Source organism: Chromatiales bacterium (genome assembly GCA_024234935.1).
Taxonomy (GTDB): domain Bacteria; phylum Pseudomonadota; class Gammaproteobacteria; order Steroidobacterales.
In genome coordinates, this window is the sequence record JACKNI010000002.1 from 627,209 (window position 1) to 648,984 (window position 21,776).

General features: G+C 63.8%; 14 protein-coding genes. 12 read left to right on the plus strand and 2 right to left on the minus strand.

All coding sequences use genetic code 11. The features are described 5' to 3' along the window. Positions 1-12 precede the first annotated feature (12 nt). From H6979_08340 to H6979_08365, 6 genes are all read left to right on the plus strand, one after another. Positions 13-2,199: a type IV pilus secretin PilQ gene (locus H6979_08340; GenBank protein MCP5139851.1), complete on the plus strand. Its 2,187-nt coding sequence runs from the start codon at positions 13-15 to the stop codon at positions 2,197-2,199. A gap of 58 nt (positions 2,200-2,257) precedes the next feature. Further along, a complete protein-coding gene (locus H6979_08345) occupies positions 2,258-4,177 on the plus strand; it encodes an Ig-like domain-containing protein (protein ID MCP5139852.1) in 1,920 nt (639 codons plus the stop codon). Between the two features lie 114 nt (positions 4,178-4,291). Next, a complete protein-coding gene (gene aroK / locus H6979_08350) occupies positions 4,292-4,819 on the plus strand; it encodes a shikimate kinase AroK (GenBank protein MCP5139853.1) in 528 nt (175 codons plus the stop codon). A gap of 25 nt (positions 4,820-4,844) precedes the next feature. Then, positions 4,845-5,927 (plus strand): 3-dehydroquinate synthase, encoded by a 1,083-nt coding sequence (gene aroB / locus H6979_08355; GenBank protein MCP5139854.1) that lies wholly within the window; start codon positions 4,845-4,847, stop codon positions 5,925-5,927. Then, positions 5,924-7,135, plus strand: a complete 1,212-nt coding sequence (locus H6979_08360; GenBank protein ID MCP5139855.1) for a deoxyguanosinetriphosphate triphosphohydrolase — start codon at positions 5,924-5,926, stop codon at positions 7,133-7,135. Before aroB ends, H6979_08360 begins: the two co-directional genes overlap by 4 nt. Before the next feature lie 6 nt (positions 7,136-7,141). Then, a complete protein-coding gene (locus H6979_08365) occupies positions 7,142-8,521 on the plus strand; it encodes an MATE family efflux transporter (protein ID MCP5139856.1) in 1,380 nt (459 codons plus the stop codon). Here H6979_08365 and H6979_08370 read toward each other — a convergent pair. Beyond that, positions 8,502-8,798, minus strand: coding sequence for a hypothetical protein (locus H6979_08370; protein MCP5139857.1), 297 nt, complete (start codon positions 8,796-8,798; stop codon positions 8,502-8,504). The two genes, H6979_08365 and H6979_08370, sit on opposite strands and share 20 nt — an antisense overlap. Before the next feature lie 51 nt (positions 8,799-8,849). On the opposite strand from H6979_08370, the gene H6979_08375 reads away from it, so the two are divergent. Further along, on the plus strand, positions 8,850-9,536 hold the full coding sequence (locus tag H6979_08375; protein ID MCP5139858.1) for a J domain-containing protein: 687 nt from the start codon (positions 8,850-8,852) through the stop codon (positions 9,534-9,536). A gap of 18 nt (positions 9,537-9,554) precedes the next feature. Here the strand turns inward: H6979_08375 and H6979_08380 are convergent, their stop codons facing one another. Next, positions 9,555-10,316 carry an alpha/beta hydrolase gene (locus tag H6979_08380; GenBank protein MCP5139859.1) on the minus strand — a complete coding sequence of 254 codons (762 nt, stop codon included), beginning with the start codon at positions 10,314-10,316 and terminating at the stop codon, positions 9,555-9,557. A 215-nt stretch (positions 10,317-10,531) separates the two neighbouring features. Here H6979_08380 and H6979_08385 point away from each other — a divergent pair, with 215 nt between their 5' ends. The 5 genes from H6979_08385 (at position 10,532) to H6979_08405 (ending at position 21,775) form a co-directional block, all read left to right on the plus strand. Continuing rightward, positions 10,532-16,678, plus strand: a complete 6,147-nt coding sequence (locus H6979_08385; protein MCP5139860.1) for a hypothetical protein — start codon at positions 10,532-10,534, stop codon at positions 16,676-16,678. A 5-nt stretch (positions 16,679-16,683) separates the two neighbouring features. Next, positions 16,684-17,007, plus strand: a complete 324-nt coding sequence (locus H6979_08390) for a hypothetical protein (GenBank protein MCP5139861.1) — start codon at positions 16,684-16,686, stop codon at positions 17,005-17,007. Positions 17,008-17,073: 66 nt separating this feature from the next. Next, on the plus strand, positions 17,074-18,522 hold the full coding sequence (gene rmuC, locus H6979_08395) for a DNA recombination protein RmuC (GenBank protein ID MCP5139862.1): 1,449 nt from the start codon (positions 17,074-17,076) through the stop codon (positions 18,520-18,522). A 6-nt stretch (positions 18,523-18,528) separates the two neighbouring features. Further along, complete coding sequence (locus H6979_08400; protein ID MCP5139863.1) at positions 18,529-19,212, plus strand: ABC transporter ATP-binding protein; 684 nt, start codon at positions 18,529-18,531, stop codon at positions 19,210-19,212. 1 nt (position 19,213) lies between these two features. After that, positions 19,214-21,775, plus strand: coding sequence for an ABC transporter permease (locus tag H6979_08405; protein ID MCP5139864.1), 2,562 nt, complete (start codon positions 19,214-19,216; stop codon positions 21,773-21,775). Position 21,776: the final 1 nt, after the last annotated feature.

The window sequence follows — 21,776 nt, forward strand, 5'->3', positions numbered from 1 at the left end:
AGGGGCATTGAGATGGCAGGACCAACCGGCAGGCGGCATACCGTCAGTCGCGTCCTTGCCGCATGGATCGGCGCGCTGGCAATCGCGTTGACCGGAGTGTCTGTCGCGCTGGCCCAGGCTGCGCCGGCAGCAAACCAGCTGAAGGACATCGAGGTCCAGTCGCTGTCAGGCAATCGCCTCGAACTGCGCCTGCTGACATCCGGCGCCGCGTCCGAGCCACTGGCTTTCACCATCGATAACCCTGCCCGTATCTCTCTCGACCTGCAGAACACGACGCTTGGACTCGACAAGCGTCGCAAGGACGTCAACATCGGTCCGCTGTCAACGATTCTTGCCGCCGAGGCTGGCGGCAAGACCCGCGTTGTCCTTAATCTCGACAAAATGGTGCCTTACCAGACCCGCGTCGATGGCAACGCCATCGTGGTGACACTCGGTGCGCCCGAAGCTGCCGCTGCGGGGACTTCGTTCCCCGAGGCCGGCGCTGCACCCGCCACCGTGGTTGCGGTTCCCAAAGCCGGTCGCAGCGTCAGCGGTGTGGATTTCCGTCGCGGCGACAATGGTGCCGGGCGCGTCGTGATCACGCTGTCGGACCCGGCCACGCCGGTCGACGTCCGCAAGGAAGGCGATCGGGTGGTGCTTTCGTTCAACGGTGCAACGCTTCCGGCCAACCTGCAGAAGCGTCTTGATGTTACCGACTTCGCAACGCCCGTGAACTCGATTGAGTCGGCGGGCACTTCCACCGGTACGCGCATCAGCATCGCCGCCAAACTGCCGTTCCAGGAACTCGCCTACCAGTCCGACAGCGTTTTCACCGTCGAGATCGCGCCGGTAGTCGCTGCAGAAAAGAGCACGAAACCGACGCTCTTCAGTCCGGATCGCGAGTATACGGGCGAGCGGCTCACGCTCTCTTTCCAGGATATCGAGACCCGGGCCGTCCTGCAGCTGCTGGCTGATGTCAGCGGGCGGAACATCATCGTGTCCGACAGCGTGGCCGGCAATGTCACTCTCCGCCTGCAGAACGTGCCCTGGGATCAGGCGCTCGACATCGTCCTGGCCACCAAGGGGCTGGACATGCGCGAGAATGGCGGCGTGATCATCGTTGCGCCGGCTGACGAGATCGCCTCACGGGAGAAGGCCGACCTCGAAGCCCGCAAGGACATACGTGAACTCGAGCCGCTGTTGTCCGAGTTCCTGCAGGTCAACTATGCCAAGGCCGCCGACCTCGCCGAACTGATGAAGGGCAAGGGTGGCAAGGGTAATGCGTTGCTTTCCGCGCGCGGCAGCGTGGCGATCGACGAACGCACCAACACGCTGCTCGTGCAGGACGTCAGCGAGAACATCAGGGAGATCCGCCGGCTCGTCAGCACGCTGGATATCCCGGTGCGCCAGGTCCTGATCGAGTCACGCATCGTGATCGTGAACGATGATTTCAGTCGCGACCTCGGCATGCGGTGGGGCGTGACCGGCGTCCACGATACCAGCGACGGACTCGTCGCCGTATCCGGTTCTGCCGCCGGCACGAGCACCATCGTCAATTCCGCACTGACCAACCAGCAGTCCACGGGCTCCAAGTATCCGGTACAGCTGCCTGCGCTGGCAGATCGTTACAACGTGAACCTGCCGGTGGCGAATCCGGCCGGCCGTCTCGGCCTCGCCCTGCTCGGCGAAGACTATCTGGTTGATCTGGAGCTCTCCGCATTGCAGGCTGAAGGCCGCGGCGAGGTGATTTCTTCACCGCGTGTCATTACCGCCAACCAGAAAGAGGCCTCGATCCGCCAGGGTGTCGAGATTCCATACCAGGAGTCATCTTCCAGCGGTGCTACCACCACGCAGTTCAAGGAGGCGGTCCTCAGCCTTACCGTCACACCGCAAATCACGCCTGATGACCGGATCATTCTGGACCTCAAGGTAACCAAGGACAGCGTTGGTGCAGTCATATCCAACGAACGCGGCGGCTCGGTGCCGAGCATCGATACCCGTGCCGTCGACACACAGGTGCTGGTCAACAGCGGCCAGACCGTGGTGCTCGGCGGCGTCTACGAGACGGAAGAAGGCGAGCAGGTCAGCAAGGTGCCGTTCCTCGGTGACATCCCCGGTGTCGGCGTGCTGTTCCGCTCGACCCGCAAGGTGTCGAACAAGTCCGAACTGCTGATCTTTGTGACACCAAAGATTCTCAAGGAAGGCTCGAACATTTATTGAACGGAATCATCCACGGCGAGGCCAGAGATCGCCGGGTGTGTGAGAGGGAATTGTTGTGTTGAAGAAATTGCTTTCTTTGGGTGCGGTGCTGGTATCGGCGGCGCTGGCGTCCTGCGGCGGCGGTGGTGCGGGCACCATCAGCGGCTCGGGTGGCGGTGCCGCCGCAGCCGCAATCATTACGGTACTGGCGTCGTCGCCACAGTTGCAGTCCGACCAGGGTGGCGCCAACACGGTTGCGATCACGGCCCAGGTCAAGGATGCGAGCAACGCAGTCCTCGAGGGGGTTACGGTGCAGTTCGGGGCCAGTTCCGGCTCGCTCGCCGTTACCCAGGCCGTTACGGACGGTTCAGGTATCGCTTACGCGCAGTTGTCCAACGGCACCAATGCCCAGAACCGCGCAATTACGGTTACAGCTACGGCAGGCCAGGCGTCGGGTAGCGTCGTCGTCAATGTGGTGGGCACCACAATCACCATTACGGGCCCTGATGCACTTGCTCTGAACGATACAGGTTCCTATGTGGCTGTCGCCAAGGACTCCAAAGCTGCCGGTATCCAGGGCGCCGTGCTGACACTCACCTCGGCCAACGGCAATACGATTTCTGCACCGGTAACGACGACCAATTCCAGCGGCAATGTGCCGTTCAATGTCACAGCGACGGCTGCCGGAGCTGATACGCTGACTGTCAGTGGCCTGGGTTTGAATGCGACCAAGGTACTTACGGTATCGGGCGATGTATTTGCCTTCAGTGCACCAACCGCTGGCGCCGAGGTAAACCTGGGTGCGGTGCAACCGATTACCGTGCGCTGGACCAAGAACGGAGTCGCGCAGGTTGGAGCCACCATCAATTTCTCGACTACGCGGGGCACGCTGTCGGCAAGCTCTGCCCTGACCGATGCCTCCGGCGATGCGTCGGTAACGATCAGTGCCAGCATCGCGGGCTCGGCGGTATTGACGGCGACCAATCCCGAAGCGACGAGCACGAACCGCTCGTTGGAGTTTGTCGCCACGACCCCCGCCACCGTCGATCTGCAGGCCTCGCCATTGACAGTCGGTGTCGCGGAGCAGAGCCAACTGACGGCAGTGGTCCGGGATGCAAACAACAACCCGGTCAAGAACAAGACCGTACAGTTCGTACTTGAATCGACGGGCGGCTCGCTGTCAGTCGGGCAGGATATTACCGACAGTCAGGGGCATGCCCAGTCTGTCTTTACCGCCGGCGCTGATGCCAGCGCCGTAAATGGCGTCGTCATTCGTGCCACCGTACAGGGCACTGGCATCACCGACACCGTGGCATTGACTGTCGCCCGGCAGGAACTCGCGTTGACCCTGGGAACGGGCAACACGCTGTTTGAGATCGGTACGGCCACCTATGCCAAGGAATGGGTCATCCTGGTGACTGACGTCGACGGTAATGCGGTTGCCAACAAGGCCGTGCAGGCCAGTATCCGTTCCCGCCAGTACATCAAAGGACAGTTGGGGTGGGCGGACCCGCCCGGAATCTGGACTTACGCGGGCAATGCGCCGGTCTTCTGTCCGGATGAGGATGCCAACAAGAACGGCATTCTGGACGCCAACCTGGGTGAGGATGTCGGTGGTCTCGGCAATAACAATGGCATCCTTGAAGCCGGCAACATTGCGTTGGTTGCCGCCGTTCCGGAAACAGCCTCGCTGAGCGCACCCTGTGCGACGGCCGGGGCTCAGGGTACCGCTGCCAATGTCGTGACCAACAGCCAGGGGCGCGCCCGCATCTGCGTGTTCTACCCGCAGAACTACGCTCAGTGGCTTGAGGCTACACTGACGGCAAAAGCGAGCGTCACCGGCAGTGAGTTCAGCAAGTCCAGCGTATTTACCCTGCAGGTGCTGGCAGCCGACGTTGCTTCCGAGACCTCTGCACCACCAAACCAGTTCAGTCCCTTCGGTGTCGATGTGCCAACCGGAACCAATACGGATTGCACGATTCCACCGCCGACACCCTGAGCCGGGCGCGGGTTTTCAGGCTTTTGATCAGGCCGGCGCAAGCCGGCCTGATCTTTTCTGCCCCGCCTGCGCCTGCCAGTTGACGGCCCTGCGCTGATCGCAAACACTGCTTCAATGCAGCCTGAAACCAGCATCTTTCTCGTCGGCCCTATGGGCTCCGGCAAGTCGGCCGTCGGCAAGCGGCTGGCGCGCGAGCTGGGCCGCGAATTCATCGACAGCGATCGGCTCATCGAAAAGCGCAGCGGCGTGGATATTCCCTTTATCTTCGAGCGCGAAGGTGAAGCCGGGTTTCGCGAGCGCGAGTGCCGGGTGATCGATGAAGTGACGCAGCGGCCGGGTATCGTGCTGGCAACCGGTGGCGGGTCTGCGCAGAATCCGGACAGCAGGGCCAGACTGCACGAGCGTGGCCTGGTCGTTTATCTGCATACCGGTGTCGACCAGCAGCTCAAGCGCACCGGCGGTGGTCGGGGCCGCCCGCTGCTGAAAAACGGCAATCCGCGTGAAATCCTCAATCGGCTGATGGCTGTGCGCGAACCGCAGTTCCGCGAAATCGCACATTTCGTCATCGATACGGATAACCGCAAGGTGGCTTCGGTCGTCCACGAGATTCGCCAGTATCTCGCCGCCCGGTCCCCGGCTTGAGTACCATGCGCAGATGTCACAGACGATGCTGATTACCCTGTCGGTCGACCTGGGCCTGCGCAGTTACCCTGTTCTGATCGGCAGCGGCTTGCTGTCGCAGTCGACGATTCTTGAGCCGTACCTGAAGCATCGCGACGTTCTGATCGTGACCAATGACACCGTAGGTCCGATTTACCTTGGTCCGCTGCGCGGCCTCATGAGCGGCTGCCGGGTAAACAGTTTCAGCCTGCCTGACGGCGAGCGCCACAAGACCATGGCCACTGTGAACGCGGTACTCGATGCGCTCGTCTCCGGTCGCTACGGACGGGATGCAGTGGTCGTTGCGCTGGGCGGTGGCGTGGTAGGCGACATCGCCGGATTTGCCGCCGCGATCTATCAGCGCGGTGTCGATTTCCTGCAGGTGCCGACCACCCTGCTGGCGCAGGTGGACTCGGCCGTGGGTGGCAAGACCGGCGTCAATCACCCGGGCGGCAAGAACCTCATCGGCGCTTTCCACCAGCCGCTGTGCGTGCTGGCCGATACCGATACCCTGCAGACCTTGCCCGACCGCGAACTTTCGGCTGGTCTGGCTGAAGTGGTGAAGTACGGACTGATTGGCGATGCAGCGTTCTTCGACTGGATAGAAGCCCATACCCAGAGCCTCTTGCAACGTGATCCGGCCGCCCTGCGCCACGTGATACGGCGGTCCTGCGAACTCAAGGCTGAAATCGTCGCGCAGGACGAACTCGAGCATGGTCGCCGCGCGTTGCTCAATCTCGGCCATACCTTCGGTCATGCGATCGAATTGCATGCCGGCTATGGCGAGTGGCTGCACGGGGAAGCGGTGGCGGCCGGTACCTGCATGGCTGCCGCGTTTGCACAGCGGCTGGGTACCATCGACGCAGCCGCGGTCGAGCGCATCCGCCGTCTCTACAGCCGGCTGAATCTGCCGGTAGATCCGCCGCCGGTTGATCCGGGGAAATTCCTCGCCGCGATGGGCATGGACAAGAAGGTGATCGCCGGACATATCCGCCTGGTTCTGCTCGACCGTATCGGTGCCGGCCGAATTACCGCCGACTACGCGCCACATGAACTCGCCGACTTCCTGCGCGAGCAGTTTGTGCGGTGAAGCAGGCCCGGCCGCGCAACCGCCCGGCGCTTCCGGGCGCCGGACCAGGCAACAGGCTGGCGCCCTTTGCAGCGCGCGCGGAGTCGGGTCGTGGCCGGCAGCATGCGGAGCCGTCGCACGCATACCGCAGTGAGTTCCAGCGCGATCGCGACCGGGTGATCCATTCCGGCGGCTTCCGCCGTCTGGTCTACAAGACCCAGGTCTTCATCAATCACGAAGGCGACCTGTACCGTACCCGCCTCACGCACTCGATCGAAGTTGCGCAGATCGCCCGCACGGTCGCCCGTGCCCTGCATCTGAATGAGGAGCTGATCGAGGCGATCGCGCTGGCCCATGATCTGGGCCACCCGCCCTTCGGTCACGCTGGTGAGGATGCGCTGGATGCGTGCATGAAACCGTGGGGTGGTTTCGAACACAATCTGCAGTCCCTGCGGGTGGTGGATGAACTCGAAGACCGGTACCTTGCGTTTCCCGGGCTGAATCTGTGCTTTGAAACCCGCGAAGGGATACTCAAGCACTGTTCAAAACGGAATGCGCGCCGGCTCGGTGCAGTCGGCGAGCGGTTTCTGCTGCGACACCAGCCGGGTCTGGAAGCACAGGTGGTCAATCTGGCGGACGAAATTGCCTACAACAATCACGATGTGGATGACGGATTGCGCTCCGGGCTGCTGACCGAGGAGGCGCTGTGCGCGGTGCCCCTGTTCCGGCGTCATTACCTCCCGTTGCTGGAGGCCAATCCGCGGGCATCGCGCCGTGTGCTGATCCACGAAACCATCCGCGGGATGATCAACGAAGTGGTCAGCGACCTGGTCCGGACGACCGGCAGGAACATCGCCGCCCGGGAGCCGGAATCCATCGAGGATGTGCGTGCCCTGAAGCACCCGCTGGTGGCGCTGAGCCCGGCAGTGGGTACGGCGCATCTCGGTCTGAAACGCTTTCTGCACCGGCGGCTGTACCGGCATGAGCGTGTGCTTGCGGTGACCTCGCGCGCGCAGAACATGCTGAAGGAACTGTTCGCCTGTTACATGAACAGCCCCGAAACGATGCCGGCTGAACACGCGACGCGGGCGCATCAGTGGGAAGCCGAGCGCGGCGAGCCGGGTCGCGCACTCGCGGTGGCCGACTACGTGGCCGGCATGACAGACCGCTACGCCTACGCCGAGTACCGGCGCCTTATTGATGGCAATGCAGAGACCCAGGGACTGTAGCGAACCATGAAACCACCGGCTGGAAAGCGCGCGAGACTTACCGAAGGCCCGGTCAGCAAGGCGATCCTGTCGCTGATGCTGCCGATGATGCTCGGCATGATTGCCATTGTCACCAATAACCTGGCCGGGGCGTTTTTCATCGCGCGGGTCAGTACCGAGCAGCTTGCGGCCATCACCTTTACCTTTCCGGTGAGCTTCATCGTCGGTGCGATGGCCATGTCTCTGGGTGTCGGCACCTCCTCGGTGGTGTCCAGGCTGTTCGGTGCCGAAGACCGTGACCAGATCAAACGTATTACCACGCACGCGATGTTGCTCGGCGTGCTGTGTGGTGCGGTGATCCTTGCCATCGGCCTGCTGACGATCGATCCGGTGTTCCGGCTGCTCGGTGCGGACGAGAATATCCTGCCGTATATCCATCGCTACATGCGCATCTATTACTGGGGCGGCATCTTTGTCGTGGCACCGATGATCGCCAACTCGGTGCTGCGCGCTTCCGGGGATGCCAAGCGGCCGGCGATGATCATGTCCACGGCGGCGATACTGAACATCTGCATCGATCCGGTACTCATCTTCGGCCTGTTCGGTTTCCCGCGCATGGAGATCGAGGGTGCGGCGCTGGGTGGCGTGATAGCAAACATCCTGACCATGTTCGCCTCGATGTTTTTCGTGATGTATCGTGAGCAGCTGGTGAATATCAGGGCGCTGGACCTGCACCTCATCATGGATTCATGGCGGCGCATCCTGCATGTGGGCCTGCCGTCCTTGACCAGCAGCCTCGTTTCGCCGGTCACGACGGCTTTTATCACGCATCAGATCGCGACCTTCGGTCAGGAATCGGTCGCCGGCTTTGGTATCGCTTCGCGCATCGAGGGGCTGTCGCTGATGGCGATGATGGCGCTGTCGGCTGGCATGACGCCGTTTGTCGGCCAGAACTTCGGCGCGCAGCGCCTCGATCGTGTCCGCGAAGGCATCCGCTTCGCCTACCGCTTCTCGCTGTTTTACGGGCTGGCCATCGGCGCATTCCTGCTGTTGTTCGGCGGATTTGTCGTCGACCTGTTTGGCCTGCAGGGCGCGGCCAGGGACACGGCATTACTGCAAATGCATGTGGTGCCGATCAGCTATATCGCGCTTGGCTGTGCGATGACCGTAAACGGTTCGCTGAATGCCCTGGGCAAGCCGGTGGCGGCGATGTGGATTTCGATGTCAAGAACCATTGCAGTCTATGCGCCACTGGCCTGGCTGCTGTCGCAGTTCTTTGGCCTGGTCGGCATCTTCATCGCGGCGGCTTCCGCCAACGCGATCGCTGGCGGGATCGGTGTGTTCTGGTTAGGCCTGGTCTACCGCGAGGCGGTAGCCGACAAGCCGCTCAGGACTCGTCCTGCGTAGCGGACTTCTTCTTGCGCCCCGGGCTCAGGTGTACCCGGCCGGTCTTGCCCCTGCGCCTTTCGTTGAGGCGCTCGATGATTTCCTTGACCGAGCGCTCGATGCTGGCATGACTGCCCTGCAGGTGGCCAACGATGGTGTTGTGCCCCTGTGTAATGACGTAACGGTGCCAGTTGCTGGTGTCCACACCGGAAGGCGGTTCGGCCTTGGTGATCGACTGCAGGGCAAAAGGATCAGCGTCCAGCGGCGAAGGCTGGTGAAGGGAGTTCGAAGCGGCCATACGGCAGGATACGCTAGACCGGTCAGTGCTGGCAATTTAACCTATTGAGCCATGGAGAACCGGCGCAACTACTATCGCATCCTGCACGTTCAGCCCGACGCGCCGACGGAAATCATCAAATCCAGCTACCGGACCCTGATGCAGAAGCTGCGTATGCACCCGGATCTGGGCGGCGACCAGTGGAATGCCACGCTGATCAATGAGGCCTATCAAACCCTCATGGATGCCGCCAGGCGGGCCGAATATGACCGGCAGGGGGCTCCCGAGCCCGTTGCCCCGGCCGATACATCGATCACGGCGGCCATGCGCCAACCCGCCTGCATTTATTGCCGCACAGCACACAGCCATACCGAACAGATTCCGCGCGACGCCATGTGCGAGGCCTGCGGCAGTCCGCTGCGGCCGGCCTCACGTCAGCGCATGGAAACGACCGGCAAACGCGCTACGAGCCGCCTGGCCCGGCGCCATGCCCTCAGCTTTTTTCATGGTTGGCCGCTGCAGGGACCGTTCAGCGGTGAAACGCGCGACATCTCGCTGGGTGGGCTCCAGTTTGTCACCGTCGGTGCGGTGGTCCCCTCCCAGCTGCTCAAGCTCGGCTGTGATCCGCTCAGTGCGGTGGTGCGCGTGGTCGCCTGCACCGCTTCCGATGATCCGGACTTCCGCTGGCTGGTGCGAGCCGAGTACCTGACAGTGTGCTTTCGCCGCTCACGCGGCGGGTTCCTGTCGGAAAAGGCCTGAGGCGCTTTCCGGGGGTACTCAGCGTCCCGACGCAGCTATCTTCTGCAGCGCGTTCAGCATGGCTGTAACCACGATGTCCTGCTGCGCCTCGCGCGAGATCTTCGGCGTCCACTGTTCCTTGTAGCCGCCGCCGTCGAACGACCCGAAGTACATGTGAATTCCGCCGGGCACTGGCACCCAGGTGCTGGAGGCCGGAAAGAGGTGGCGCATCTCCTCGAATTTTTCCGGTGGTGCCCCGGCGAGCGTCGCACGGTGGATGTGCCAGACCGGTAAATCCGAGTCGGCGAGACTGTCCTGTTCGGGCGGATAGGAATCCCAGATGATCAGTCCCGCCAGGTCTTTCTGGTGATGAAAGGCGTAATAGCCTGCCATCGCGCCGCCCATCGAATGACCGGCAATGACCCAATGCCTGATATTCGGCCAGGCTGCGCGCACATCGTCGGCGCGATCCGGTGCAAAAATCGCGAAATTCCGTGGCATCTGCACATCCACCACCAGATAACCGCGGTTTGCCAGGCGATGGAACACCGGCGCATAGCCGCGGATGTCGCAGTTCGCACCTGGATAGAAAATAACGCCCAGGGTCGGCTCGCCGCTCGCGGGCCTGAAGCTCAGGTATTTGCCTTCCTCGACGGTCACGTGATCATCCGATTGCATGGCAGCCAGTGCCGCCGCGGTTGGCCTTGCCAGCGACATCTCGCCCCAGACATAAAAGCCACCGCTCAGCAGTACCAGCAGCAGCACCAATCCGCCCACGCCGTACTTCAGAAACTTCCTCATCGCTGCGCGCTCCATCGGGGTTCTGCAGCGTTCAAGACTAGCACCGCGGCTTTCAGGCGGGCGGGCTTTTTGTCGCCCGCGGCGCTTACCGGTGTCTTTCACGACAATTGCACCGCCGATCCAGAAACCGGATGAAGCCCGTGCTTATCGACGTCGCTGCGCGGGGTGTGCGGCTGTTCATATAAGCCTCCGCCAGAGATTGTCCGGAGACAGACATGCCGTACGCCACCGCAAGTTTCTGCCCCGCAGGTCAGCGCACCGGGTCGATCCGCACATTGAGTGCATCGGGATTGCTGTTCGCCGTATTGCTGAGCCAGCTCGCCAGTTCGGTGGCAAGCGCAGCAGCAGTCGGCAGGATCGCCGCGGAGTTCGGTGTCGATCCCGCCGGGGCGGCGACCTGGTCGGTGCCGATCAGCGTGACTGCGGGTCGTGGCGGACTCCGGCCCGCGATCAGCCTGCGTTACAGCAGTCACGGCGGTGATGGCCTGGCCGGCGCCGGTCTGACACTCGACGGGCTGTCGAAGATCAGCCGCTGTGCACAGACCATTGCCGTCGATGGCCGGATGCAGGGTGTGCGCTTCACCAACGGCGACCGCTACTGCCTCGACGGTCAGCCGCTGGTGCTGCTGTCCGGTGTCCATGGCGCAGAGGGCGCCGAGTACCGTACCGAGATCAACAACCTGCAGCGTGTCGTGTCGCATGGCCAGCAGGGCAGCGGTCCCGCCTGGTTCGAGGTGCAGCACCCCGACGGACTGACCTGGCGCTACGGCAACGATGCGGATTCGCGCATCGAGGCCGCGGGCGTGGGCAGTGAAGTCCGCGAGTGGGCCATCACCCAGGTCAGCGACAAGTTCGGCAACCAGGTGCTGTACAGCTGGAACGACGATCAGGCGACCGGCGAAGCAGTTCCCACCGGGATTCGCTGGACCGCCGACTCAAGCGGTGCCGGTGCGAGGTACCGTCTTGTTTTCCTGTACGAGTCGCGCCCCGGCACGCAGCAGCGTGCGGGCTATACCTGGGGCTCGCGCTGGCAGCGCTCGAAGCGTCTGCAGGCCATCCGCTATGAGTTCGATGCCGGCACCGGCTTCGCCCTGGTGCACAGCTGGACGCTGAACTATGCGGCGCCAACCGGCAGCCAGCCGGGTCAGTTGATCAGTCTCCGCCAGTGCGGTCCAACGGAGTGCCTGCCGGACACCGTTCTCGGCTGGCAGAACAGCCAGCTCAGCTACCAGTCCGATGCGGCTGGCGCTGCCGATCCACTGGCCGGCGAGGCCCTGTTTGCCGACCATGACGGCGACGGTGATATGGATCTACTGGTTCCGGTGACCGTCGGCAGCAGTCGCCTGTGGCGTGTGCGACTCGCCAGCACGGCGGATTACAACCCCTATAACGGCACGCCCATCAGCACCTCGGTGCCCGCCGATGGTCCGGCCTACCTGCTTGAATACGATGGCGATGGCCGTCGCGACCTGGTCACGGCCGGGCCTGCGGGTTCACCTTACTGGTATGTCTATCGCTCGACGGGGGCCGGCTTTGCGGCTGGCATCAACACCGGCCTGGCTACAACCGTGGCGCCTGCGCTGCTGGTGCTGGACATCGATGGCGACGGGCTCAACGAACTGGGCTATTTCAAGGACAACGCACTCTACTACCGGCCCAACACCGGATCCGGCTTCGCGGCGGAGCGCGCGACCAGCGTGGTCCAGTCTTCCGGGTCCGGGCTGGCGCCGCTCAGTACGGCGACCGTTGATGCGAATGTCGATTTCGATGGCGACGGCCGGCACGATCTGCTTGTCACCCGCAAGCCGCTGGCGCAGTACATGAACGGCGTGGTGCAGGTTTATCTTTCCAGCGGTACCGATTTTCAGTGGATGGGATCCGACTTCGAGCGGCCCATTTCAAGTACTGAAGAATGCTTTGCGCTCGACCTGAATGGTGATGGACTCACGGATAAAGCGTGCCGCGATGCCTGGCAGCGCTGGCAACTCCAGCTCAGCAAGGGCAATGCATGGTCTGCGCGAGAGTTGGTCGACGTGTCGTCGATTGCCAATGGCAGCATACGCATTGCCGACATCGATGGGGATGGTCGTGACGACCTGATCTGTCAGCTGGATGCAATGACCTGGCGCGCGCATCTGGCCAATGGCGGACCAACGGCGCCATTGCTCAGCAACAGCGATCCGGCCCGTTTCATCGATCTCGACTCCGGTATCACCAATCCATCAAGTCCGCTCCAGCTTGTGCTCGCCGATACAGACGCCGACGGGCAGACCGATCTGGTGTTCAGTGAGGCCAATGGCCACTGGCATGTGCGCAAGCGGGTCGGCCCGCGATCCGGGTTGCTGGTTTCGGTTAGCGATGGCCTGGGCAATACCTGGCGTCCGGAATATGCCTCGCTGACAAACTTCGCTGGCTACAGCTACAGCGGTACCGATGTAGCTGGTCAGCACCTGATGCGCGGTGGCGCACTGCATGTGGTCAGCAAGTACACGGCCAATGACGGCATCGGCGGTGAGTACACGATGAGTTATGCCTACGTGAACGGCCGGCTCGACCACCTCGGCCGGGGCTTCCTCGGCTTTGCAAAGCTTCGCGCAACCGATTCACGCTATGCCGCCATATACGGCGTCTCCGTGTATACGGAAACCGTGTATCGCCAGGACTTTCCCTATATCGGCCTGACTGATCTGGTGACGACCATGCGCAGCGATGGGCGCAAGATCAGCGTCGTCGATCCGGGCTGGGCGGTGAACACGCGTGCCGCAGCGGCCAGCGATCCGGCTGCCGACTACCACCTGGTTCTCATGAACAGGGAGACCGATGAGGATTACGAGACCGATCCGGATGGCGGGACGCTCGGCCAGCTGCTGCGGACCAGAACCACGATCCGGACCTTCAACACCAACCACGGTGTGCCGGTGACCGAAACGGTAATGGTCAGCTCGCCGGCCAGTCAGGCGGTGTCAACGACGATTACGGCCACGACGCTCGACGATTCGCTGCGCACCGGTCAGTACTGTCTGGGCTTGCCGAGCGTGGTACGTGTGACCAGGGACAACTCACAGACAGCGGCCTTGAGGCGCACCACGCGCTATATCTGGTCGGCAGACACCTGCCGCAAGGAGATGGAGGCTTCCGGTGAACCGGCGCCGCTGGCGGAGCGACTGCTGACCATGCAGATCTGGAACGAAAGCGGCCAGCTCGCCGAAGTCACCCGTACCGCAGCGGATTTCTCGCTGCCCGAGCGCAAGACGGTCTACACCTACGATGCCTGGGGCGACCGCCCGGTGACTGAAACAGCAGTGATCAACGGCCAGGCAAATCCGGTAATCAGGCGGGTCTGGCGTTACGGCCTCGATCTGTTGTCCAGCGAGACCAGCCCGCGGGGGTTGGTCACGAGCTGGCTGTGGGATGATTTCGGTCGCATGAAGCAGGAAACCCGTGCCGACGGCCCGGGAATGACCGTGCAGTATCTGCCCTGTGCCGGAGCCTGCTTTGCATCCCGTGGCGCATACCAGGTTCGCTCGACCCGCGGTGACGGTTTCTGGTCTGCCAGCATCAACGATGCCTGGGGCCGCTCGGTGGGCAGCGAATTCCCGCTCACCGGTGGCCAGACCAGCCGTCAGCTCACCGAATACGATGCACTCGGCCGGGTACAGCGACAGACCGTGCCCTATATCAACGGCGAGTCGCAGTACTGGGTGGACTATCGCCATGACATTGCCGGCCGCAAGAAGAGCGAAGACCGGCCGGTGGATGAGGCCGGAAGTGCCGTGGCCAGCACACGCTGGACCTACAGCCTGCTGACACAGACGGTGCGCGATGCGGAAAACCGGATCAGCACACAGAGCTTCGATGCTGAAGGCCGGCTGCTGTCGGTCAGCTCCCCGGCTGGCGGTACCACTTCCTGTGCCTACACGCCGTTCGGCGAGATCAGCACGCTCAGCGACGCCAGCGGCAATGTCACGACGCTGAACTACGACGAGCGAGGCCTGCAGACCAGCGTGGAGTCAGCTGATACTGGCCGGCGCAGCTCGGCCTGGAATGCTTTCGGCGAACTTGTCAGTCAGACCGACGCGCTCTCGCCGGCCAATACCATCAGCTTCAGCTACGATCAGCTCGGCCGGCTGGTTCAACGCAACGATCCCGATCAGGGGCCGACCATCTGGACTTTCAATACAGCGAGCGGGCCCTTGCTCGGCCTGGCGCAGCGGGTGACGGCACCGCTCGGCAACACCGCCGCCGGTTTTGTCGAGCAGTATGGCTACGATGCCCTCGGCCGCCGGACCTCGGTGGCCACCACCATCGATGGCACGACCTACGTGACCGGCTACGGCTGGGATGCGCTCGGCCGGGTCGCCACCATGAACTATCCGCAGACCGTGGACGGTGCGCAGGTGTCCCTGGCCTATCGCTATGACAACACCGGCAATCTCGATGTGGTCGAACAGGATATCGGGGGTGGCGGTTCCTTCTGGATGCGCGTCTACGACCTGCAGGCGATGGATGCGGTCGGTCGCCGGCGGCATGTAAAGCTGGGCAGCTACAACCAGATCGACGAACAGCATATCTACGACCGGGCGAGCACCCGCCTGCGCGAGATCAGGACCGGTCCGGGGCTCGGCACCGACCGCCAGAACTACAGCTATGCCTGGGACAGGGTGGGCAATCTGCTGCAGCGTCAGGATCTGCGGCAGGGCATCAGCGAAGAGTTCAGCTACGACGAGCAGAATCGCCTGACCAGTGCGCGGCGCAACGGCGTGCAGAGCCTGGCGCTCAGCTACGATCCGGCCGGCCGCATCCACGGCAAGTCCGATGCCGGCACCTACAGCTACGCCGCCGCTCACCCCGGTGCCGTGGTCGCGGTTTCGGGCGGGCCTGCCGGCAGTCTCGACTTCGGCTACGACGCCAACGGCAACATGACGAGCCGCAACGGCAAGACGCTCAGCTGGACGGCTGCGCAGCTGCCGAAGCGCATCAACTACGGGGCGTCCGACTACGCCGAGTTCGATTACGGGCCCGACCGCCAGCGTATCCGCCAGGTTGCCCGTACCGGCGGCTCCACCGTGACGACCTGGTACATCGGGCCGCACTTCGAGGTGCAGCAGAGCGGCACCAACCGCCGTTACCAGTCCAATATCATCGTGAATGGCGAAGCCATCCTGTCCCAGGTGGAGCAGTCGAATCCGCTGAGCTTCGACGCCTACTTCATTCACCGCGATCATCAGGGCAGCGTGGATGCACTGAGCCGCTTCGTCGGCACCGGCCCGCAGCAGATTGCGCCGCGCTTCGATGTGTTCGGCAAGCGGCGCAATGCCGACTGGACAGCTGATCCGGCTGGTGCGCGATATGCGGATGTACAGTTCACGCGCCGCGGCTATACGGGGCATGAACACCTGGACAACGTCCGGCTGATTCACATGAACGGGCGGCTGCAGGATCCGCTGCTCGGTGTGATGCTCACTCCCGACCCAGTACTCGGCGTGCTCGGCAATCCGCAAACCCTGAACCGTTACGCCTACGTGACCAATAACCCTGCCTCCCTCAGTGATCCGGGCGGCTTCCTGTTCGGACGAATCGGCAAGTTCTTCAAGCGGGCGATCCGCGGCGTCGGCAGTCTGCTGCAGCGTACGGTGCGCAACTACGGGCGGGAAATCGTCGCGGCCGTATCTGCGTACTACACGGCAGGTGCGGTCAGCGAAGCCTATATGGCCGCAACACCCACCGCGAGCCTGACTGCGGGCGATACGCTTGGCGCAGTGGCTGGCGGGGCAGTGGCCGGTGGCGTGTCCACGGGCGAAGTGCGCGGCGTCGCCGTGGGTGCCGCGGGTGGCGCAGCCTTTGGTGCGATGGGTGCGGCTTATGGTGATGCCTGGAACGCCGAACGCGTACTTCTTTCGGGCACGGCCGGTGGTGTGCTGGCTGAGGCGGGCGGCGGCGACTTCCGCCAGGGCTTCATGTTTGCCGGCGGTGCGGCGGGCTTTGCCTGGGGCTATCAGGAAATCGTCAACTATGGCGCGACCTGGGAGCCGGGTGGGGAGGCGCGAGGCAAAGATCGATTTACCATGCCACGCAAGGGCGACATCAATTTTGGTGCCGCTGCTCAAGTGGTTGATCCAAACTCATTCTGGAAGGAGGGAGGCTCTCTCAGTCGTTTCATGAACCGGATACCCGGCATGAACGCGATCGCCGGCATGCATGATGTCTTTCAGGTACGGCTGGACCAGTTCGGCGGCAGCCACTTCGGTTCCATACTGCGCGGCGGCTTGAACATACCGGGCATGCCGGTTGCGGCGGCACTGACCTACCCGGCGCTGCTGCAGGGCGTGCCTGCCGTCATGATGGCCACGGATGAGGATTGAGGGAGATGCGCTCGCACACACCCAGGTTGTTCCGGCTGCCGATTCTGCTGTGTATCTTCATGGCCGGCTGCAATTCACAGATTCCCACCCTGCGTGAGTGGGCCGACCAGGGGATTGGCCAGCCCATCACCAATCTCGAGGCAATAGACGCGCAACCCGAAAGCTACGCCTCTCGCATCGGCTGGCAGACCAAGCGCTATGAGCTCCCCAATGGCAACTGGGTCTATGTCCATCCTGACCGCAAGGACTGCGAAGTGCACTACGAAGTCGACAAGGCTGGAATCGCGGTTGCCTACGAACTGGTCGGCAAAGGTTGCCGCTACCAGTAGCTGCAGGCGTCTCCTGTTTGCTGTCTCCCGGCTGCGGGCTTTGGTTTCCGCCGGTACACTGGGGCCATGGAAGCCTCAACCCTCACCGCAATACTTCTGGCCGTACCGGCCCTCGCGCTCGGCGGACTGGCGGGCGCGTGGTTCGCCAGCCGCTCGGCAAAGCGCCGGCTCGACGAGGCGCAGACCCTCGCCACGGCCCAGGCCGAAGCGGCACGGGCGGGCCTGGAGGAAAAGATCCGCGGACTGGAGATGCAGCTCGCCGAACTGCGCAGCCAGCACGCGCAAGCCCTGGAATCGGCCCGTGAACTGGGCCAGGCCGATGGCGAAAAGGCGGTCCGGATCGGCGAGTTGCAGACACAGCTGACTGCCGCAGCCCGGGCGCAGGCCGAGAACGAGGCGCGTCTCAAGACGCTGGTTGAAGACACCGAAAAGCGCTTCACCGCGGCTTTCGAAGCACTCGCCGGAAAGATCCTCGACGAGAAAACCACGAAGTTCACCGAGACCAACCACAGCAAGCTCGACGAACTCCTGAAGCCCTTCCGCGAACGCCTCAAGGAATTCCAGGACAAGATCGAGGCGACACACATCACCGAGGTGACCGAGCGCCGCTCGCTCAAGGACGAGCTGAAGCGGCTCATGGACCTGAACCAGCAGGTCAGCCAGGACACAAAGAACCTGACCACTGCACTCAAGGGTGAGGCCAAGACCCAGGGGACCTGGGGCGAGTTCATCCTCGAGCGTGCGCTGGAGATGTCCGGTCTTGTCAAAGGCCGCGAGTACGAGGTGCAGGACAGCCGTCTGAATGAAGCCGGCGACCGGCAGCAGCCTGACGTGGTGATCCGGCTGCCGGAGGGGCGCTGTATCGTCGTGGATGCCAAGGTTTCGCTGGTGGGCTTCGAGCGCTACGCCAGCGCGGAGAATGATGCCGATCGCGCGGCGGCGCTGGACAGCCATCTGCTCTCGGTGCGCACGCACATCAAGACGCTGAGCGAAAAGAATTACCCGGCGCTCTACGGTTTCGAGTCGCTGGACTTCACCCTGCTGTTCATTCCGGTCGAGCCCGCATTTCTGGTTGCGGTGCAGGCCGATCAGAATCTGTATGCGACGGCCTGGAAGCAGAATATCGTGCTGGTCAGCCCGACCACGCTGCTGGCGACGCTGCGGGTTGTGGAAAGTGTGTGGCGGATCGAGCGCCAGAACCGCAACGTCATGAAGATCGCGGAGCAGGCCGGCCGGATGCACGACGCCTTCGTGGCCTTTGTCATCGAACTGGAGAAGGTCAGCCGCAACATGCAGACGGCCAGCGCCTCGCTGGACACCGCGATCAGGAAGCTGCATACGGGCCGGGGCAACCTCGTCAAGCGTGCCATGGACATCAGGATCCTGGGTGCAAAAACCAGCAAGGCGTTGCCCGATGCCCTGGTTGAGCTGGCGGATGATGTCGACGACGAGGCGTTGGCCGAGCTGCCGGATGCCGGGTCTGAAGACGCGCCCGAAGACTTGTCAGACGCCTGATCGCCGATGGCCGACCTCGCGCTAGCCGTCAGCCAGCTTTCCCGGCGCTACGACAACCGGCAGATTCTCGACCATCTCGATCTTTCCGTCGCGCCGGGCGAACTCGTCGCCATTGTCGGCGAGTCGGGCTCCGGCAAGTCAACGCTGCTCAACCTGATTGCCGGACTCGACCAGCCTGATGCGGGGCGCATCACGATCGGCGGGCAGGACCTCGCCACGCTCGATGACGATGCCTGCACGCGCCTGCGTCGGGCACGGCTCGGTTTCGTGTTCCAGTCCTTTCATATCCTGCCGCATCTGCGTATCGGCCAGAACATCGAGCTGCCGCTGGTGCTGCTCGGCGTGGCGGCCGGCGAGCGCCAGCAGCGTGTCGCCGAACTGCTCGACGCAGTGGGCCTGGCTGATCGCGCCGGCAGCCTGCCGCGTGAACTCTCCGGCGGCGAACTGCAGCGCGTGGCGGTGGCCCGCGCACTCGTGCACCGGCCACTGCTGATACTGGCCGACGAGCCCACCGGCAATCTCGACGCCGAAACCGCGGCAACGCTGATGAAGCTGCTGGCCACGCAGATCCGCGAGCGTGGCGCGGCCGGCGTGCTCGTCACGCACTCCGCGGCGGCGGCGGCGCTTGCCGACCGCGTGCTGCTGCTCAGTCAGGGTCGTCTGCATCCGCAAGGCCCGGCCGCTCACTGACATGTTGTGGATCTGGTGGCAGCTGATCATCAGATACGCCTGGACTTACCGGCTGCGCACCGCCGTGCAGGTGCTGGCGATCGCCGTGGGTGTCGCGCTCGGCTATGCCGTGAGCCTGATCAACAGCTCGGCGCTGAATGAGTTCAGCGCGGCGCTCAGGCAGATCAACGGCGAGGCCGACGCGGTCATCGAGGGTTCGCGCACGGGTTTCGACGAACAGCTCTTCGCGCGCGTGGCCAGCGATCCTGGCGTGCAGCTGGCCAGTCCGGTACTGGCTACAGATGTACTGGTGCCAGGCAAGGGTGACGAACATCCGCCGCGCCTTACCGTGCTCGGCATCGATGTGCTGCGCGCCGCGCCGCTCTCGCCGACGCTGCTTCCACAGCCACAGCCACAGCCACAGGCACAGGCAGAAGACGTATCGCGTTTCAGCGTCTTTGGTGACGGAATTTTTCTTTCACCCTCGGCGCTGGAGCGCTTCGCTGTACAGCCCGGTGAGTTCCTCGAGGTGCAGGCAGGATCCGCTACGGTCGCCCTGAAGGTCCGCGGTACCTTGCCCGGTGTACGTGCCGGCAGCCTGCTCGGTGTGATGGACCTGGGCTTTGCGCAGTGGCGTCTCGGCGGCCTCGGCCGGCTGACGCGCATCGATCTGCGTCTCGGCGATGGGGTCAGCCTGGAGGCACTGCGCACCCGGCTCGATCTGCCACCTGGTGTGAACCTGGCGGGGCCGGACGCCGCCAGCGCGCGTCTTGCCAACCTGTCCCGCGCCTATCGCGTCAACCTCAATGTGCTGGCGCTCGTCGCCCTGTTTACCGGCGGTTTCCTGGTGTTTTCGCTGCAGGCGCAGGCCACGCTGGCCCGACGCTCGCAGTTTGCCTGGCTGCGCGCCGCCGGCATCGAGCGTGGCCAGCTGAAGCGATTGCTGATCGCCGAGGCGGTCACGATCGGCGCCGCGGGCAGCCTGCTCGGACTGTTTGCCGGGGCAGCCATCGCCCGTGCGGCGCTTGCGGCCCTCGGCGGCGATCTCGGTGGCGGCTACTTCAACACGGCCGAGCCGGTACTCGGCTTTCCACCGCTCACCGCTGCCGGATTTGGCGGGCTCGGCATACTCGCAGCGGTTGCCGGCAGTTATCTGCCCGCCCATGAAGCGGCGCACACGCCGCCTGCGGCAGCGCTGCACGCTGGTGCAGAAGAAGACGTGCTTCGTCCGCTCGGCCGCGTCTGGCCGGGCATCGCCCTGCTGGGTGCCGGCGCAGTCCTGGTCAATCTCCCGCCGCTGGCCGGCATACCCTTGCCGGCCTATCTGTCCATCGGCGCCATATTGATCGGCGCGATTGCGCTGCAGCCGCGCATCGCACAGCTCGTCTCCCGGCCACTCACCGACTGGCTGCAGACGGTGCAAGCCGGTACGCGCATGCCGATGCTGCTGCTTGCCGCCAACCGCATGGTGCAGGCACCCGGAGGCGCTGCGATTGCGATGGCCGGCATCGTTGCCAGTTTCGGCCTGATGGTGGCGATGGGCACCATGGTGTCGAGCTTTCGCGGCACGCTCGACGACTGGCTGGTGCAGGTGTTGCCGGCAGATCTCTACGCGCGGGTCGGGCAGTCCATGACCGACGTGTATCTGCCGCCGGCTGACCTGCAGCGCATACGCACACACCCCGGCGTGCTGCGCGTCGAGTTCTCGCGTGCCATGCCGCTGCAGCTCGCAGCGGACCGCGCCCCGGTGGTGGTCGTCGCACGCAACATCGACGCGGCAGATCCCGGCGCTTCCCTGCCGCTGGTCGGCCGCACACTCGCGTGGCAGCCGGACATGCCGCCGCCGGTCTGGGTGTCCGAAGCGATGGTGGATCTCTACGGCGCACGCCCCGGGGAAATACTCGAGCTCCCGCTGACCGGCAGCCTGCAGCGCTTCTCCGTGATGGGTGTCTGGCGCGACTACGCGCGGCAGTTCGGCTCGGTGGCGATGCGTACCGGGGATTACCAGCGCATCACCGGCGACGAAACGCGCACGGATGCCGCGATCTGGCTGCGCCCCGGCGTGAAGGCAGCAGATGTGAGTCGCGATCTGCTCGCGACGCTGGAATCTGCCGATGTGATCGAGCTGCGCGCACCGGCCGAGATCCGCGCGCTGAGCCTGCGCATCTTCGATCGCAGCTTTGCCGTGACCTACGTGCTGGAAGCGGCGGCGATCCTGATCGGCATGATCGGCGTGGCGGCAACATTCTCCTCGCAGGCGATGGCCCGCACCCGCGAGTTCGGCATGCTCCGCCACATCGGCGTGACGCGTACGCAGATCCTGCGCGTGCTGGCGCTCGAAGGCACGCTGGCAACCCTCAATGCGATCCTGGTTGGCCTGCTGGCGGGGCTGGTGATTGCGCTGGTACTGATCCGCGTGATCAACCCGCAGTCCTTTCACTGGTCGATGCAGCTGATCGTGCCCTTCGGCCTGATCGCCGGCCTGATCGCGGCGCTGCTGGTTTGTGCCACTGGAACCGCCGCCATCGCGGGCCGGCGCGCCATCGGCAGCAGTCCGCTCCGCGCCGTGCACGAGGACTGGTGAT

Excerpts from the sequence above, each read along its gene's own strand:
- aroB (MCP5139854.1), top strand. The coding sequence starts at position 4,845 with ATGCTGATTACCCTGTCGGTCGACCTGGGCCTGCGCAGTTACCCTGTT.
- H6979_08375 (MCP5139858.1), top strand. The coding sequence starts at position 8,850 with ATGGAGAACCGGCGCAACTACTATCGCATCCTGCACGTTCAGCCCGAC.
- H6979_08340 (MCP5139851.1), top strand. The coding sequence starts at position 13 with ATGGCAGGACCAACCGGCAGGCGGCATACCGTCAGTCGCGTCCTTGCC.
- aroK (MCP5139853.1), top strand. The coding sequence starts at position 4,292 with ATGCAGCCTGAAACCAGCATCTTTCTCGTCGGCCCTATGGGCTCCGGC.
- H6979_08400 (MCP5139863.1), top strand. The coding sequence starts at position 18,529 with ATGGCCGACCTCGCGCTAGCCGTCAGCCAGCTTTCCCGGCGCTACGAC.
- H6979_08380 (MCP5139859.1), bottom strand. The coding sequence starts at position 10,316 with ATGAGGAAGTTTCTGAAGTACGGCGTGGGCGGATTGGTGCTGCTGCTG.
- H6979_08365 (MCP5139856.1), top strand. The coding sequence starts at position 7,142 with ATGAAACCACCGGCTGGAAAGCGCGCGAGACTTACCGAAGGCCCGGTC.
- H6979_08370 (MCP5139857.1), bottom strand. The coding sequence starts at position 8,798 with ATGGCCGCTTCGAACTCCCTTCACCAGCCTTCGCCGCTGGACGCTGAT.
- rmuC (MCP5139862.1), top strand. The coding sequence starts at position 17,074 with ATGGAAGCCTCAACCCTCACCGCAATACTTCTGGCCGTACCGGCCCTC.
- H6979_08405 (MCP5139864.1), top strand. The coding sequence starts at position 19,214 with ATGTTGTGGATCTGGTGGCAGCTGATCATCAGATACGCCTGGACTTAC.
- H6979_08390 (MCP5139861.1), top strand. The coding sequence starts at position 16,684 with ATGCGCTCGCACACACCCAGGTTGTTCCGGCTGCCGATTCTGCTGTGT.
- H6979_08385 (MCP5139860.1), top strand. The coding sequence starts at position 10,532 with ATGCCGTACGCCACCGCAAGTTTCTGCCCCGCAGGTCAGCGCACCGGG.